This window comes from Pseudomonas sp. JH-2 (genome assembly GCF_036231725.1).
Taxonomy (GTDB): Bacteria; Pseudomonadota; Gammaproteobacteria; order Pseudomonadales; family Pseudomonadaceae; genus Pseudomonas; species Pseudomonas delhiensis.
This window is the reverse complement of the sequence record NZ_JAZAQP010000037.1, coordinates 30975-45167: the sequence shown is the minus strand read 5'-3', so window position 1 is coordinate 45167 and position 14193 is coordinate 30975. Positions and strand designations below refer to the sequence as shown.

General features: G+C 68.4%; 12 protein-coding genes. 4 read left to right on the top strand and 8 right to left on the bottom strand.

The genetic code is table 11. The features are described from left to right. Window positions 1-113: 113 nt before the first annotated feature. The 8 genes from VV867_RS22275 to VV867_RS22240 form a co-directional block, all read right to left on the bottom strand. Entirely contained in the window at window positions 114-869 is a 756-nt protein-coding gene (locus VV867_RS22275; RefSeq protein WP_089392366.1) for an IclR family transcriptional regulator, read from the bottom strand. 44 nt (window positions 870-913) lie between these two features. Continuing rightward, a complete protein-coding gene (locus VV867_RS22270; RefSeq protein WP_328567586.1) occupies window positions 914-1597 on the bottom strand; it encodes a sarcosine oxidase subunit gamma in 684 nt (227 codons plus the stop codon). 3 nt (window positions 1598-1600) lie between these two features. Then, window positions 1601-4504: a 2Fe-2S iron-sulfur cluster-binding protein gene (locus VV867_RS22265; RefSeq protein ID WP_328567585.1), complete on the bottom strand. Its 2904-nt coding sequence runs from the start codon at window positions 4502-4504 to the stop codon at window positions 1601-1603. Continuing rightward, window positions 4501-4803 (bottom strand): sarcosine oxidase subunit delta, encoded by a 303-nt coding sequence (locus VV867_RS22260; protein WP_089392364.1) that lies wholly within the window; start codon window positions 4801-4803, stop codon window positions 4501-4503. Before VV867_RS22260 ends, VV867_RS22265 begins: the two co-directional genes overlap by 4 nt. Window positions 4804-4813: 10 nt before the next feature. Then, a complete protein-coding gene (locus VV867_RS22255; RefSeq protein WP_109935280.1) occupies window positions 4814-6055 on the bottom strand; it encodes an FAD-dependent oxidoreductase in 1242 nt (413 codons plus the stop codon). 5 nt (window positions 6056-6060) lie between these two features. Further along, a complete protein-coding gene (folD, locus tag VV867_RS22250; protein WP_328567584.1) occupies window positions 6061-6948 on the bottom strand; it encodes a bifunctional methylenetetrahydrofolate dehydrogenase/methenyltetrahydrofolate cyclohydrolase FolD in 888 nt (295 codons plus the stop codon). Further along, a complete protein-coding gene (gene purU, locus VV867_RS22245) occupies window positions 6945-7811 on the bottom strand; it encodes a formyltetrahydrofolate deformylase (RefSeq protein WP_328567583.1) in 867 nt (288 codons plus the stop codon). Before purU ends, folD begins: the two co-directional genes overlap by 4 nt. A gap of 453 nt (window positions 7812-8264) precedes the next feature. After that, complete coding sequence (locus VV867_RS22240; protein ID WP_009622552.1) at window positions 8265-8858, bottom strand: helix-turn-helix domain-containing protein; 594 nt, start codon at window positions 8856-8858, stop codon at window positions 8265-8267. A 286-nt stretch (window positions 8859-9144) separates the two neighbouring features. On the opposite strand from VV867_RS22240, the gene glnT reads away from it, so the two are divergent. The 4 genes from glnT (at window position 9145) to VV867_RS22220 (ending at window position 13531) form a co-directional block, all read left to right on the top strand. Further along, window positions 9145-10479: a type III glutamate--ammonia ligase gene (glnT, locus tag VV867_RS22235; RefSeq protein WP_109934975.1), complete on the top strand. Its 1335-nt coding sequence runs from the start codon at window positions 9145-9147 to the stop codon at window positions 10477-10479. Between the two features lie 91 nt (window positions 10480-10570). Further along, window positions 10571-11476, top strand: a complete 906-nt coding sequence (locus VV867_RS22230) for a class II glutamine amidotransferase (protein WP_109934974.1) — start codon at window positions 10571-10573, stop codon at window positions 11474-11476. 34 nt (window positions 11477-11510) lie between these two features. Then, window positions 11511-12185 (top strand): protein glxC, encoded by a 675-nt coding sequence (locus VV867_RS22225; protein ID WP_328567582.1) that lies wholly within the window; start codon window positions 11511-11513, stop codon window positions 12183-12185. 20 nt (window positions 12186-12205) lie between these two features. Then, complete coding sequence (locus VV867_RS22220) at window positions 12206-13531, top strand: FMN-binding glutamate synthase family protein (protein WP_089392357.1); 1326 nt, start codon at window positions 12206-12208, stop codon at window positions 13529-13531. The last annotated feature ends 662 nt before the right edge of the window (window positions 13532-14193 follow it).

Sequence of the window (14193 nt, the reverse complement as noted above, 5' to 3'; positions counted from 1 at the left end):
TCCCTGGAGGTTGGCGGCAAATTACATTAGCGCTAATGGAATTTGCAAGCCGGCCTGCCCGTTGGAGGGAGTCGTTATCCGGAGCTTCGCCGCCGCCCTGCCGCCCGGTTTTCCTAGGGCATCAGCTCGCCGGAAATGGCCGTCGCGGTTTCCTGCAGCAGCCGCAGGTAGCGGCCTTCGGCGCCGGGGGACTCCAGCACCGCTTCCGGCCCGGACAGGTTGATGGCGGCGACCACCTGGCCGCTGCGGTCGCGGATGCCGGTGGCGATGGCCGTGGAGTAGTCCGAGCGGTGCAGCACCCAGCCGCGTTCGCGGTCCTCGGCGATGGTGTGCTGCAGCTCCAGCAGGGTGCGCGGCGCCGGTGGCGGGTAGTCGTCCAGGCGTACCTGCTGGTAGAGCTGGGCCAGGCCTTCCTCGTCCAGGGCGGTGAGCAGCACCCGGCCCAGGGCGGTGACGTGGCAGGGCAGGCGGGTGCCCACGGGGATGTTCACCGTCAGCCGCTGCGGGGCGAAGGCGCGGTAAATGTAGAGGCTGTCGGTCTGCTCGCGGATGCTCAGGTGGCACGACAGCGAGGTGCTGTCGCGCAGGGCATTGAGGTGGGGCAGGGCGATTTCCACGATGTCGCGGCTGCACAGGTAGGCGAAGCCGTCGGAGATCACCCGCGCGCCCAGCTCGTACTGGTTGCGCTCCAGGCGGTTCAGGTAGCCCATGTCCTGCAGCGTCTGGACGATGCGGTAGAGCGCCGAGGGGCTCACCCCCAGGCGCTCGGCCATCTCGTTCATGCCCAGGCTGCGCTGGCGGGCGTTGAACAGCCCGAGCAGGTTCAGGCCGCGTTCCAGGGCCGGTACGCGGTAGTCGCTTTCACTCATGGGGCCTCCACGGCGGCGCCCCTCGCGGGGGCGCCGCCGGCCGGTCAGTCGAGCAGGGCGTCGATGCCCACCGGGCGGCCGTCGAACTCGGCCATGGCGTCGAGCAGCGCTTCCCAGAAGTACTGCACCGAGGCGCGGTCGCAGAGGATCTGCAGGTTGGGCAGGTCGTCGCCGCTGGCGTTGATGACGATGACGTTGATCCGCGCCGCCGAGGTCTGCGCCACCGCGCCGGGGCCGAAGGCCTGCGGGCGCAGGTCGACGCCGCAGAGCTTGGCCATCACCGCCGCGTAGTGCTCGCCGCTCAGCTGCAGCCAGGCGTGGCTGTCCTGGCGCGGCAGCAGGTAGTTGGCGCTGTCGTCCAGCTGCCAGGCGGCCTCTTCGCCGGCGACGCGCGCGCCGCCGTCGTGGAGGCTGCCCAGCAGCAGGTACTCGGTCTGTGACAGGCGCGCCACCAGGCCGCCGTCGGCCTGGCGCAGGGCGCGGTTGGGCGCCTCTGGCAGGGCGTAGCCGCGGGCTTGCAGGTAGGCGGCGGCATCGGCGCCGCGGAAACCGGCGCGGGGCAGGTTGCTCAGGTCGATCAGCGCGCAATTGCGCAACTGCGCGTGTTCTTCCTGCTCGCCGTAGCGGGCGACTATGGCGGCGCTGCCCAGGGCGGCCAGGCGCGCGCCCCGGTGCAGCGGGTACAGCGGGCTGCGTTCGATGAAGTCTTCGGCTTTCAGGCTGGACATGGCTCAGAGCTCCTGGCGCAGGTTCTGCGGGTCGTAGAAGGGCAGCTGGACGACGGTGGCGCGCACCATCTCGCCGCCCTCCACGCGGATCGGGATCTGCATCCCCGGGGTGGCCTGGTGGGCGCCGGCGTAGGCCAGGCCGACGATCAGGCCGAGGCTCTGCGAGTACTCGCAGGAGGTGACGTTGCCGCTGATGTCGGCGCCGTCCAGCACCAGGTGGCCTTCCAGCGGCTGGGTGCTGCCCCTGGGCAGGGTGAAGCCCACCAGCTTGCGCTTGAGCGGCTGCGCCTCGAGGATCTCGATGGAGCGCTTGCCGACGAAGAACGGCTTCTTGCGGCCGATGGCCCACTGCATGTCGATCTCCGCCGGGTGGGTCATGCCGTCGGTGTCCTGGCTGATGATCACGTGGCCTTTCTCCAGGCGCAGCAGGCGCTGGGTCTCCACGCCGAACGGGCGGATGCCGTGCTCGGCGCCGGCTTCCATCAACGCGTCCCACAGGCGCTCGGCGAAGCGTGCCGGCACGTGGACTTCGTAGCCCAGCTCGCCGACGAAGCCCACCCGCAGGATGCGCGCCGGGATGCCGGCCACGCTGCCGCTGCGTACGCCCAGGTAGGGGAAGGCCGTGGCGGACAGGTCGACGTCCTCGCAGAGCTTCTCCAGCACCAGGCGCGACAGCGGGCCGGCGAGGTTCACCGCGGCCAGGGCGGCGGTGACGTTGGTGATGTCGACGTTGAGCCGCCACTGCGCGTTCCACTTGAGCATCTGCTGGTAGATGCGGTCGACGCCGCTGGTGGTGGCGGTGACGTAGAAGTGCCGCTCGCCCAGGCGCGCGCACACGCCGTCGTCGATCACCACGCCGTGCTCGTTGGTCATCAGCGCGTAGCGGGTGCGGCCGATGGCCAGCTTGGCGAAGCCGAAGGTGTACAGGCGCTCCAGCAGCTCGGCCGCGTCCGGGCCGCGCACGTCCAGGCCGCCGAGGGTGGAGACGTCGATCAGGCCGACCTTCTCGCGTACGTGGCGGGCCTCTTCCTGCATGCAGCGCTCGCGGTCCTCGGCCTTGCCGTAGAAGGCCGGGCGCTGCCAGATGCCGGCGGGCATCATTTTCGCCCCGGCTTCCAGGTGACGGCGGTGCATGGGCGTCTGCCGGTAGGGGTCGAAGGCGCGGCCGGCGACGTGGGCGAGTTTCTCCGCCTCGAACGGCGGGCGCGCGGTGGTCACGCCGGTTTCGCCGATGCCGCGGCCGGTGGCCTGGGCCACCAGGCGCGCGGTGGGCAGCGCCGAGTGGCGGCCCTGGGACGGGCCCATGCCGACGGTGGAGAAGCGCTTGACCAACTGCACGTCGCGGTAGCCGCTGCGGGTGGCGTTGACGATGTCGCGCACCTGCAGGTCCTCGTCGAAGTCGACGAAGTCCTTGCCCTTGGGGTGGGGGAAGATCGGCCAGGCGAAGTTCACCTGTGCCTCGCTGGTGAAGGTCCGCGGCGCCGGCGCTTCCAGGCCCAGGGCGGCGAGGGCGGCGGCGGCCGCGCGGGCGCCGTCGGCGAGCACGTTGACCAGGGCGTGGCGGCCGTTCACCGAGCCGGCGATGTCCAGCCCGGCGGGCAGGCCGCTGATGGCGAACTCGGCGCGCTCCTCCTCGTAGGCCAGCTTGCCGCCGGCCTGGCACAGCAGCTGGTAGACCGGCATGTAGCCGGCGGACATGCACAGCAGGTCGCAGGCCAGTTGGGTGCCTTCGCCGGCGACGCTGCCCTGGCCGCTGATGCGGCGGATGTCGACGCCGCTGACGTGGCGCATGCCGGGCTCGTGCAGGGCTTCGTAGACGGTGCTGCCGGTGTGCAGCGCAATGCCGCGATACTGCAGCTCGTCCGCCAGCCGGGTGTCGGCCGGGGCGTCGCGCATGTCGACCACGGCGGCCACGGCCACGCCCTGTTCCTGCAGGTCTAGGGCGGCCAGGTAGCCGTCGTCGTTGCCGGTCAGCACCACGGCGCGGTTGCCCGGTTTCACCGCGTAGAGCTTCATCGCCCGTTGCGCGGCGCTGGTCAGCAGCACGCCGGGCAGGTCGTTGTTGCGGAACACCACCGGCTGGTCGAAGGAGCCGGCGGCCACCAGGCAGCGGGTGGCGCGCACCTTGTACATGCGCTTGTGCTGGATCACCGGCAGGTAGTTGTCGGTGAACCAGGCGTTGCAGGTGGCCTGGGTCAGCACCTGGATGTTCGGGTGGCCCTCGACGGCGGCCACCAGTTCGGCGCGCAGTTCGCCGGCGCGCTTGCCGGCGATGTCGAAGCGCGCGTAGTTCAGCGAGCCGCCGAGCACCGGCTGTTGCTCCACCAGCAGCACCTTGGCCCCGGCGTTGGCGGCGTCCAGCGCGGCGCGCAGGCCGGCGGGGCCGGCGCCGATCACAGCCAGGTCGACGAACAGGTAGGCCTTGTCGTAGTACTGCGGCCTGAATTCCAAGTCGAGCACGCCGAGGCCGGCCTTCTTGCGGATCAGCGGTTCCCAGACCTTCCACATGCCCTTGGGCTTGTAGAAGGAGCGGTAGTAGAAGCCCACCGGCATGAAGCGCGAGAACTTGCCCAGGTAGGCGTCGCGGTCGTGCTCGAGGCTGCCGGAGAAGTTCTGGCCTTCCACCGCCAGGCCTTCGCGGGCGGGGTGCATGTCGGCCAGCACGTTGGGTTCGTCGGGCAGTTGCACCAGGGTGTTGGCGTCCTGCCCGGCGAGGGTCAGGGGGCCGCGCGGGCGGTGGTACTTGAACGAGCGCGAGAGCAGCCAGCGGCCGTTGCCGAGCAGGGCGCTGGCGATGCTGTCGCCCTCGAAGCCCTGGTAGTCGCGGCCGTCGAAGGAGAAGCGCAGCGGCTTCTCGCGGTCGATCAGCAGGCCCATGGGGGCGGGCAGGCGGTTGAGGGCGCTCATTGGGCGGTCTCCTGCGGGGCGACGGCGAAGTCGATGCGGCGGTCGAAGATTTCCTTCGGGTCGAAGGTGCGGATCACCTGGTCGGTGACCGTGTGGCGCTCGGCCAGGAACCAGTAGCTGGAGGCGTTGTGCAGCCACCACTCGAGCACGATGCCGGCGGCGTTGTCGCTGTTGAACACGTAGTCGGCCCACTCGGCGTCGGAGCAGCTGGCCGGGTCGGGCATGCGCTTGAACTCGCCGCCGTAGGTGAATTCGCTGATGTTGCGCGGCCCGTTGAGCGGGCAGGTCAGGATCTTCATCGCTGGTTCCTCAGTGGCTGGCCGCGGTGGCGCCCATCTCGTTGACCTGCTGGAAGCGGCTGAAGCGCTCCAGGGCGAAGGGCGCGATCAGCTCCGGCACCTTGCCGCCGCTGGCCACCAGTTCCGCCATGGTCTTGCCGCAGATGGGCGTGGCCTTGAAGCCCCAGGTGCCCCAGCCGGCGTCGAGGTAGTAGTTCTCCACCGGCGACAGGCCCATGATCGGGCTGTAGTCGGGGGTCATGTCGGTGATCCCGGCCCACTGGCGCATCAGCTTGGCGTTGGCCATGAACGGGAACATCTCGATGGCGTGGGCCAGCAGGCTTTCCTTCAGGTCCAGGGTCGAGCGGGTGTTGTACAGCGGGTAGGGGTCGGAGCCGCCGCCGAAGACGATCTCGCCGCGGCTGGTCTGCTGCACGTAGCAGTGCAGCGCCGAGGAGCTCACCAGCGGGTCGAGGAACGGCTTGAACGGCTGGGTGACCATGGCTTGCAGCGGGTAGGTGTGGATGGGCGCGCGGATGCCGGCCTTGGCCATCAGCAGCGAGCTGGCCCCGGCGATGGCCTGGACCACGCAGCCGCACTGCACGGTGCCGCGGTTGGTCTTCACCGCCTCGATGCGGCCGTCGCGCACCACCAGGTCCTGCACTTCGGTGAGCTGGTGGATTTCCACGCCGCGCTTGGCCGCCTGCTTGGCGTAGCCCCAGGCCACGGCGTCGTGGCGCGCGGTGGCGCCGTCGATGTGCCACAGGCCGGCGAGCACCGGCAGGTGGCCGGGGTCGAGGTTGAGCGTGGGCACCAGCTCGCGGATCTGCTGGCGGTCGATCATCTCGGTGCGCCCGCCGAAGTGCCTGTTCACCTCTGCGCGCTGGCGGAAGGCGCGCACCGTGGCGTCGGTGTGCGCCAGGGTCAGCTGGCCGCGCTCGGAGTACATGATGTTGAAGTCGAACTCGTTGGACAGGCCCTGGAACATCCGCACCGACTCGGCGTAGAACTTCACGCCCTCGCTGGTGAGGTAGTTGGAGCGGATCACCGCGGTGTTGCGCGCGGTGTTGCCGCCGCCCAGGTAGGCCTTCTCCAGCACCGCCACGTTGGTCACGCCGTGGTACTTGGCCAGGTAGTAGGCGGTGGCCAGGCCGTGGCCGCCGCCGCCGATGATCACCACGTCGTAGCGCGGCTTGAGCTCGCAGGGCGGCGGCAGGTCGACTTCCACCGGGTAGTCGGCGCTCAGGCCGTATTTCAGGAGGGCGAAAGGCATGCTGCTTACTCCGCGGTGGCGCCGGCGCGTTGCAGGCGCGCGGCGGCCAGGGTGTTCTTCATCAGGTAGGCGATGGTCATCGGCCCGACGCCGCCGGGCACCGGGGTGATGGCCGCGGCCTGGGCCAGGGCGCTGTCGAAGTCGACGTCGCCGACCAGCTTGCTGCGGCCGTCCTCGTCGATGCGGTTGATGCCCACGTCGATCACCACGGCGCCGGGCTTCAGCCAGCTGGCGTCGACCAGGCGCGGCTTGCCGACGGCGGCCACCACGATGTCGGCCTGGCGGCACAGCTCGCGCAGGTTGGCGCTGCGCGAATGCACCACGGTCACCGTGCAGTGCGCCTTGAGCAGCAGCGCGGCCATGGGCTTGCCGACGATGTTGGAGCGGCCGATCACCACCGCGTGCTTGCCGGTCAGGTCGCCGCAGGTGTCGTGCAGCAGGCGCATGCAGCCGGCCGGGGTGCAGGGCGTGAGCACGTCGCGGCCCTGGCTGAGGCCGCCGACGTTCTCGCTGTGGAAGCCGTCGACGTCCTTCAGCGGGTCGATGGCCTGGAGCACGCGGTTTTCGTCGATGTGCCTGGGCAGCGGCAGTTGCACGAGGATGCCGTTCACCGCCGGGTCATCGTTGAGTTCGGCGATGAGTTGGAGCAGGGCGCTTTCGCCGGTGTCGGCCGGCAGCTTGTGCTCCAGCGAGCGGATGCCGACCTCCTCGGCGCGCAGCACTTTATTGCGCACGTAGACCTGGCTGGCCGGGTCGCTGCCCACCAGCACCACGGCGAGACCCGGCTGGATGCCGTGCTCGCGCAGGGCCAGGACTTCCTCGCGGACCTCGGCGAGCACCCGTGCCGAGGTGGCCTTGCCGTCGATGAGCTTGACGCTGGGAATGGCATTCATTTGAAGATCACCGTGCGGTCGTGGTTGAGGAAGACGCGGTGTTCCAGGTGGTACTTCACCGCGCGGGAGAGGGCGATGGTCTCGGTGTCACGGCCGATGGCCACCAGGTCGTCGGGGGCGTAGGCGTGGTCCACGCGCTGCACTTCCTGCTCGATGATCGGGCCCTCGTCGAGGTCGCTGGTGACGTAGTGGGCGGTGGCGCCGATCAGCTTCACGCCGCGCTCGTAGGCCTGGTGGTAGGGCTTGGCGCCCTTGAAGCCGGGGAGGAAGGAGTGGTGGATGTTGATGGCCTTGCCGGAGAGCTGCCTGCACAGGTCGTCGGAGAGGATCTGCATGTAGCGGGCGAGCACCACCAGTTCGGTGCCGGTCTCGGCGACGATCTTCAGCAGCTCGGCTTCCTGCTGGGCCTTGGTGTCTTTCGTCACCGGCAGGTAGATGAAGCGGATGCCCTCGCGCTCGGCCATGGGGCGCAGGTCGAGGTGGTTGGAGACGATGGCGGTGATCTGCATGTCCAGCTCGCCCTTGGCGTGGCGGTAGAGCAGGTCGGCCAAGCAATGGTCGAACTTGCTGACCATCAGCAGCACGCGCATGGGCTTGGCGCTGCTGTGCAGGCTCCAGTCCATGTCGAAGCGGCTGGCCACGTCGGCGAAACCGGATTCGATATTGCCGATGTCGCCATCCAGGCCCTGGTTGAAGCGGAACACGGCGCGCATGAAGAAGCGGCCGTTGCCTTCGTCGTCGAACTGCGCCATCTCGCTGATGTAGCAACCCTGCTCGGCCAGGTAGGTGGTCACCGCCGCGACTATCCCGGACACCGCCGGGCAACTGATGCGGATGATGAAGTGGCTGGGGGCGTGGTGCATGTCGGGTCCTCGAAGTGAGTGGGAGGCAGCTCGGCGCGCAAGGGCGGAAGGTTCGCCGGTGAAAGGGGCTTTCGCCGGCGAAGGATTTTTTACTGTTGGGAATATAAATTTCCTTTCGCGCTTTTATAGGCGAAGCGAATCCGTGGGTCCATACCCTTGGGAAAATTTTTATCCTGTCAGGAAAGTTTTCGGCCGAATGGTCGAGGGGAAGGAAGGACGCAGGGCATTGGTGCCACGGCCATCGGCGGATAACCGCGAACGGTTATGCGCCCTACGGGATACCGTGCTTCATGGCAATTGTAGGAGCGGGCCCTGCCCGCGAAATCGCGCGCAGGGCGCGCTCCTACAGGGGATGGTGCGATGGGGTCTTATCCGCGATAGGCCGAGCCCCGCTGGGAAATCGCCGATGAATCCGCTCCTGCGGAGGAAGGCCGTTCCCGGCTTCCCGGCGCCTCAGTCGTTGCCGTAGTTCATGATCGACAACAGCCGTATCGGCACCTGCACCAACTTCTCCGGGCCGTGGGGCGTCTCGCCGTCGAAGGTCAGGCTGTCGCCGGCCTGCATGGGGTAGAGCTGGTTGCCGTGGCGGTACACCAGCTCGCCCTCGAGCAGGTGGAGGAACTCGGTGCCGGGGTGGGAGAAGGTCGGGAACTCCTCGCTGGCGTCGTCCATGCTGACCATGTAGGCCTCGAAGTTCTTCTTCGGCCCGCGGGTGTGGTTGAGCAACTGGTAGGTGTGACCTTTCTCGGTGCCTCGGCGCACCACTTCCAGGCCGTCGCCGGCCTTCACCAGCAGGGCGTTGCCGTCGGGCTGGTCGTACTGGCTGAAGAGTTTCGACATCGGCATGCCGAGCACGTCGCACAGGCGGCTCAGGGTGTCGAGGCTGGTGGAGACCTGGGCGTTCTCGATCTTGCTCAGCATGCCCTGGCTGATCCCCGCGATGCGCGCCACGTCCGCCAGCTTGAGCTCCTGCGCCTGGCGCTGGCGCTTGATCTGCATGCCCAGGTACTGCTCCAGGCGGAGGCGCGGTTGGGTCTCGGTCGACATTCAGGGTTCCTGCACGGTTTAGGTTCAAGAATATTAGTTTCGCACTGAGAAAGTGCGGAGGGGCGAGTGGTGCGTTGCCACTTTCCCACAGTGAAAGCTAGTTTCCCATATATACAGAAGAAAAGCCGCCGTGGCTGCCATCCATCATGGTGCACCGGACTTGGCACTGGCATTGCATTCCTAATGGGAAAGTAAGTTTCCTGAGCGGAATTCGACGGGCGAAAGCCCCGGCGCAAACCGCCCCAGGCATCGACAACGCCTTGCCCATTCAACCGGAGAGCTCCCCATGTTGCCACCCGAAACCCAGCGCACCATCGACCAGCACGGCATCAAGTACGTGCTGGCGCAGTTCGTCGACATCCACGGCGCCGCGAAGACCAAGTCGGTGCCGGTGTCCGGCCTCAAGGCGGTGGCCGAGGAGGGCGCCGGGTTCGCCGGGTTCGCCATCTGCGGCATGGGCATGGAGCCCCACGGCCCGGACTTCATGGCCCGCGGCGACCTTGCCACGCTGATCCCGGTGCCCTGGCAGCCGGGCTACGGCCGGGTGGTCTGCATCGGCCACGTCGACGGCAAGCCGCACCCCTACGACAGCCGCTTCGTGCTGCAGCAGCAGGTGCAGCGCCTGGCCGACAAGGGCTGGGTGCTGAACACCGGGCTGGAGCCGGAATTCAGCCTGTTCCGCCGCGACGCCCAGGGCAAGCTGCAGCTGGTGGACGCCTCGGACAACCTCGACAAGCCCTGCTACGACTACAAGGGCCTGTCGCGCTCCCGCGAGTTCCTCGAACGCCTGACCGAGGCCCTGCAGCCGGTGGGCTTCGACATCTACCAGATCGACCACGAGGACGCCAACGGCCAGTTCGAGATCAACTACACCTACAGTGACGCCATGGAGTCGGCCGACCGCTTCACCTTCTTCCGCATGGCCGCCGGCGAGATCGCCAACGACCTGGGCATGATCTGCTCGTTCATGCCCAAGCCCGATCCCAAGCGCGCCGGCAACGGCATGCACTTCCACCTGTCGATCGCCAGCGCGACCAACAAGAACCTCTTCCACGACCCGTCCGACCCCAGCGGCATGGGCCTGTCGAAGCTGGCCTACCACTTCGCCGCCGGCTTGCTGGCCCACGGCCCGGCCCTGTGCGCCTTCGCCGCGCCCACGGTCAACTCCTACAAGCGCCTGGTGGTGGGCCGCTCGCTGTCCGGCGCCACCTGGGCCCCGGCGTTCATCGCCTACGGCGCCAACAACCGCTCGGCGATGGTGCGCATTCCCTACGGCCGCCTGGAGTTCCGCCTGCCCGACGCCGGCTGCAACCCCTACCTGGTGACCGCCGCCATCATCGCCGCGGGCCTGGATGGCATCGACCGCCAGCTGGAACCGGGCGAGATGTGCAACGAGAACCTCTACAACCTCAGCCTGGAAGCGATCGCCGCGCGCGGCATCAAGACCCTGCCGCAGTCGCTGAAGGAAGCCACCGACGCCCTGGAGGCCGACCCGCTGTTCCGCGAGGTGCTCGGCGCCGAGATCGTCGACGAGTTCATCAAGCTCAAGCGCATGGAGTGGGTGGAGTACAGCCGCCACGTCTCCGACTGGGAGATCCAGCGCTACACCGAATTCTTCTGACCGCCGCGCCCGCCGGGCGCACCCCATTTACCCCTCTGGGCGACCGTGAACACCACGCGGCGGTCGCCTGCTGCCTCGAAGGAGACGAACCATGTGCGGAATCGTAGGCCTCTACCTGAAGAAACCCGAGCTGGAGAGCCAGCTCGGCAAGCTCTTCGAACCCATGCTGCAAGCCATGACCGACCGCGGCCCGGACAGCGCCGGCTTTGCCATCTACGGTGACGAGGTGGCCGACGGCTGGGTCAAGCTGACCCTGCAGGCCAGCGACGCCGGCTACCCCTGGGCCGAGCTGATGGGCGCCCTGGAAGCGCGCCTGGGCTGCTCGCTGGACTGGTTCCAGAACGCCAGCGCCGCGGTGCTGAAGATCCACTGCGACGAAGCCGCGGTGCGCGAGGCCCTGGCCGAGCTGGCCCCGGCGGTGCGCATCATGAGCGCCGGGCAGAGCATCGAGATCCTCAAGGGCATGGGCCTGCCGCAGGAAATCTCCCAGCGCTTCGGCCTGGCCGGCATGAAGGGCAGCCACATCATCGGCCACACCCGCATGGCCACCGAGAGCGCGGTGACCATGGAGGGCAGCCACCCGTTCTCCACTGGCGCCGACCTGTGCCTGGTGCACAACGGCTCGCTGTCCAACCACTTCCGCCTGCGCCAGGAACTCAAGCGCCAGGGCATCGCCTTCGAGACCGACAACGACAGCGAAGTGGCCGCCGGCTACCTGACCTGGCGCCTGCGCCAGGGCGACAGCCTGGCCCAGGCCCTGGACGGCGCACTGAACGACCTGGACGGCTTCTTCACCTTCGCCATCGGCACCCGCAACGGCTTCGCGGTGATCCGCGACCCGATCGCCTGCAAGCCGGCGGTGCTGGCCGAGACCGACGACTACGTGGCCATGGCCTCGGAATACCAGGCCCTGGCCAGCCTGCCGGGCATCGACAAGGCGCGCGTCTGGGAGCCGGAGCCGGCCACCCTCTACGTCTGGGAGCGCGAGAGCGCCTGATCCGCACCGAGCAGAACATTCTGGAGACCTTTGCATGAAGACCATCGACCTTTCCAGCGCCTCGGTGCGCGAACTGAACCAGGCCCTGCACGGCGAAGTGCAGGACCGCGAATGGCTGGTGACCCACCCCGACGGCAAGCACAACCTGGCCGTGGGCATCGACCAGGCGGTGTCCGTGGATATCCAGGGCCACGCCGGCTACTACTGCGCGGGCATGAACCAGAAGGCCAGCGTCACCGTGCACGGCAACGTCGGCGTGGGCGTGGCGGAGAACATGATGTCCGGCAGCGTGCGGGTGAAGGGCAGCGCCTCCCAGGCCGCCGGCGCCACCGCCCATGGCGGGCTGCTGGTGATCGAGGGCGACGCCGGCGCGCGCTGCGGCATCTCGATGAAGGGCGTGGACATCGTGGTCGGCGGCAGCATCGGCCACATGAGCTGCTTCATGGGCCAGGCCGGGCGCCTGGTGGTCTGCGGCGACGCCGGCGACGCCCTGGGCGACTCGCTGTACGAGGTGCGCATCTACGTCAAGGGCGAGGTGAAGTCCCTGGGCTCGGACTGCATCGAGAAGGAAATGCGCGCCGAGCACCTGGAGGAACTCAGGGAACTGCTCAACCGCGCCGGCTTCGACGAGGACCCGGCCAGCTTCAAGCGCTACGGCTCGGCCCGCCAGCTGTACAACTTCAAAGTCGACAACGCATCCGCGTACTGATCCGCAGCGAGGAATCCCCCATGAGCGAGAAGAACACCCCGGTGCTGCGCGAGTCCGCCACCTTCGACCGCCTGACCATCCAGGAAATCCAGCGCGCCGCCGAGACCGGCATCTACGACATCCGCGGCGGCGGCACCAAGCGCAAGCTGCCGCACTTCGACGACCTGCTGCTGCTCGGCGCCAGCGTCTCGCGCTACCCGCTGGAAGGCTACCGCGAGAAGTGCGGCACCGACGTGGTGCTGGGCACCCGCTTCGCCAAGAAGCCGATCCACCTGAAGATCCCGGTGACCATCGCCGGCATGAGCTTCGGCGCGCTCTCGGCCAACGCCAAGGAAGCCCTGGGCCGCGGCGCCAGCATCGCCGGCACCAGCACCACCACCGGCGACGGCGGCATGACCCCGGAGGAACGCGGCCAGTCCCGGCACCTGGTGTACCAGTACCTGCCCTCGCGCTACGGCATGAACCCCGACGACCTGCGCAAGGCCGACGCCATCGAGATCGTCCTGGGGCAGGGCGCCAAGCCGGGCGGCGGCGGCATGCTGCTGGGCATGAAGGTTACCGAGCGCGTGGCCGGCATGCGCACCCTGCCGATCGGCGTCGACCAGCGCAGCGCCTGCCGCCACCCGGACTGGACCGGCCCGGACGACCTGGCGATCAAGATCGCCGAGCTGCGCGAGATCACCGACTGGGAGAAGCCCATCTACGTGAAGATCGGCGCCAGCCGCCCGTACTACGACGTCAAGCTGGCGGTGAAGGCCGGCGCCGACGTGATCGTCCTCGACGGCATGCAGGGCGGCACCGCGGCCACCCAGGAAGTGTTCATCGAGCACGTCGGCATTCCCATCCTGCCGGCCATTCCCCAGGCCGTGCAGGCGCTGCAGGAGATGGGCATGCACCGCCAGGTGCAGCTGATCGTCTCCGGCGGCATCCGCAACGGCGCCGACGTGGCCAAGGCCATGGCCCTGGGGGCCGACGCGGTGGCCATCGGCACCGCCGCGCTGGTGGCCCTGGGCGACAACCACCCGCGCCTGGACGAGGAGCTGAGGAAGATCGGCTCAGCCGCCGGTTTCTACGACGACTGGCAGAACGGCCGCGACCCGGCCGGCATCACCACCCAGGACCCGGAGCTGTCCAGGCGCCTGGACCCGGTGGAAGCCGGCCGCCGCCTGGCCAACTACCTGCGGGTGCTGGTGCTGGAGGCCCAGACCATGGCCCGCGCCTGCGGCAAGTCGCACCTGCACAACCTCGACCCCGAGGACCTGGTGGCCCTGACCGTGGAAGCCGCGGCCATGGCCCGCGTGCCGCTGGCCGGCACCAGCTGGGTGCCGGGGCAGGTGCAGTACTGAGCCCCAGCGGGTGATACCGAAGGCCGGCGAGCGATCGCCGGCCTTTTTGTTTTCTCCGGCAGGGGACATCGCGGACGGAGTCCGCTCCTACGGTTCCTGGGCGCTCGGTGGCGTCTTCCGCAGGATGGGTATCGCTTCGCTCCACCCATCCTGCGAGGAGCCGTATTCGTCGGCAGCCCCGGGCACCGGTGTTCCGGTCAACGGCGGATAACCGCGAACGGTTATGCGCCCTACGGGGTACCGTGCCTCATGGCAATTGTAGGAGCGCGCCCTGCCCGCGAAATCGCGCGCAGGGCGCGCTCCTACAGGGGATGGTGCGGTGGGGTGGCGGAGCGGATCTTATCCGCGATTTGCCGAGCCCCGCACCAACGCCAGACAGGGCTGCCATATTGCCTGGCAGGAAATTCAAATTCGCACCAAGAAAATGCGCGACCTGCCGATCAGGGCCTCGGCCTGCTTACCCGCCTGCCAAAACAAACCCTTTCCATTCAACCACATAGCAAAAATTGGCCGCCCCCGACGGGCCTTGGCAGGCCAATTGCTATGCCTACAAGGAAATAAAGTTGCCCTACAGGAAGGCACTGGCTGCGGCCCGTCCACCTGCCCAGGGCGCTCGAAACGCCGGCCCGTGCATCCGACCGCGGGCCGGCCCCGTCCCCGTC

Excerpts from the sequence above, each read along its gene's own strand:
- purU (WP_328567583.1), bottom strand. The coding sequence starts at position 7,811 with ATGCACCACGCCCCCAGCCACTTCATCATCCGCATCAGTTGCCCGGCG.
- folD (WP_328567584.1), bottom strand. The coding sequence starts at position 6,948 with ATGAATGCCATTCCCAGCGTCAAGCTCATCGACGGCAAGGCCACCTCG.
- VV867_RS22240 (WP_009622552.1), bottom strand. The coding sequence starts at position 8,858 with ATGTCGACCGAGACCCAACCGCGCCTCCGCCTGGAGCAGTACCTGGGC.
- VV867_RS22275 (WP_089392366.1), bottom strand. The coding sequence starts at position 869 with ATGAGTGAAAGCGACTACCGCGTACCGGCCCTGGAACGCGGCCTGAAC.
- glnT (WP_109934975.1), top strand. The coding sequence starts at position 9,145 with ATGTTGCCACCCGAAACCCAGCGCACCATCGACCAGCACGGCATCAAG.
- VV867_RS22220 (WP_089392357.1), top strand. The coding sequence starts at position 12,206 with ATGAGCGAGAAGAACACCCCGGTGCTGCGCGAGTCCGCCACCTTCGAC.
- VV867_RS22230 (WP_109934974.1), top strand. The coding sequence starts at position 10,571 with ATGTGCGGAATCGTAGGCCTCTACCTGAAGAAACCCGAGCTGGAGAGC.
- VV867_RS22255 (WP_109935280.1), bottom strand. The coding sequence starts at position 6,055 with ATGCCTTTCGCCCTCCTGAAATACGGCCTGAGCGCCGACTACCCGGTG.
- VV867_RS22265 (WP_328567585.1), bottom strand. The coding sequence starts at position 4,504 with ATGAGCGCCCTCAACCGCCTGCCCGCCCCCATGGGCCTGCTGATCGAC.
- VV867_RS22260 (WP_089392364.1), bottom strand. The coding sequence starts at position 4,803 with ATGAAGATCCTGACCTGCCCGCTCAACGGGCCGCGCAACATCAGCGAA.
- VV867_RS22270 (WP_328567586.1), bottom strand. The coding sequence starts at position 1,597 with ATGTCCAGCCTGAAAGCCGAAGACTTCATCGAACGCAGCCCGCTGTAC.
- VV867_RS22225 (WP_328567582.1), top strand. The coding sequence starts at position 11,511 with ATGAAGACCATCGACCTTTCCAGCGCCTCGGTGCGCGAACTGAACCAG.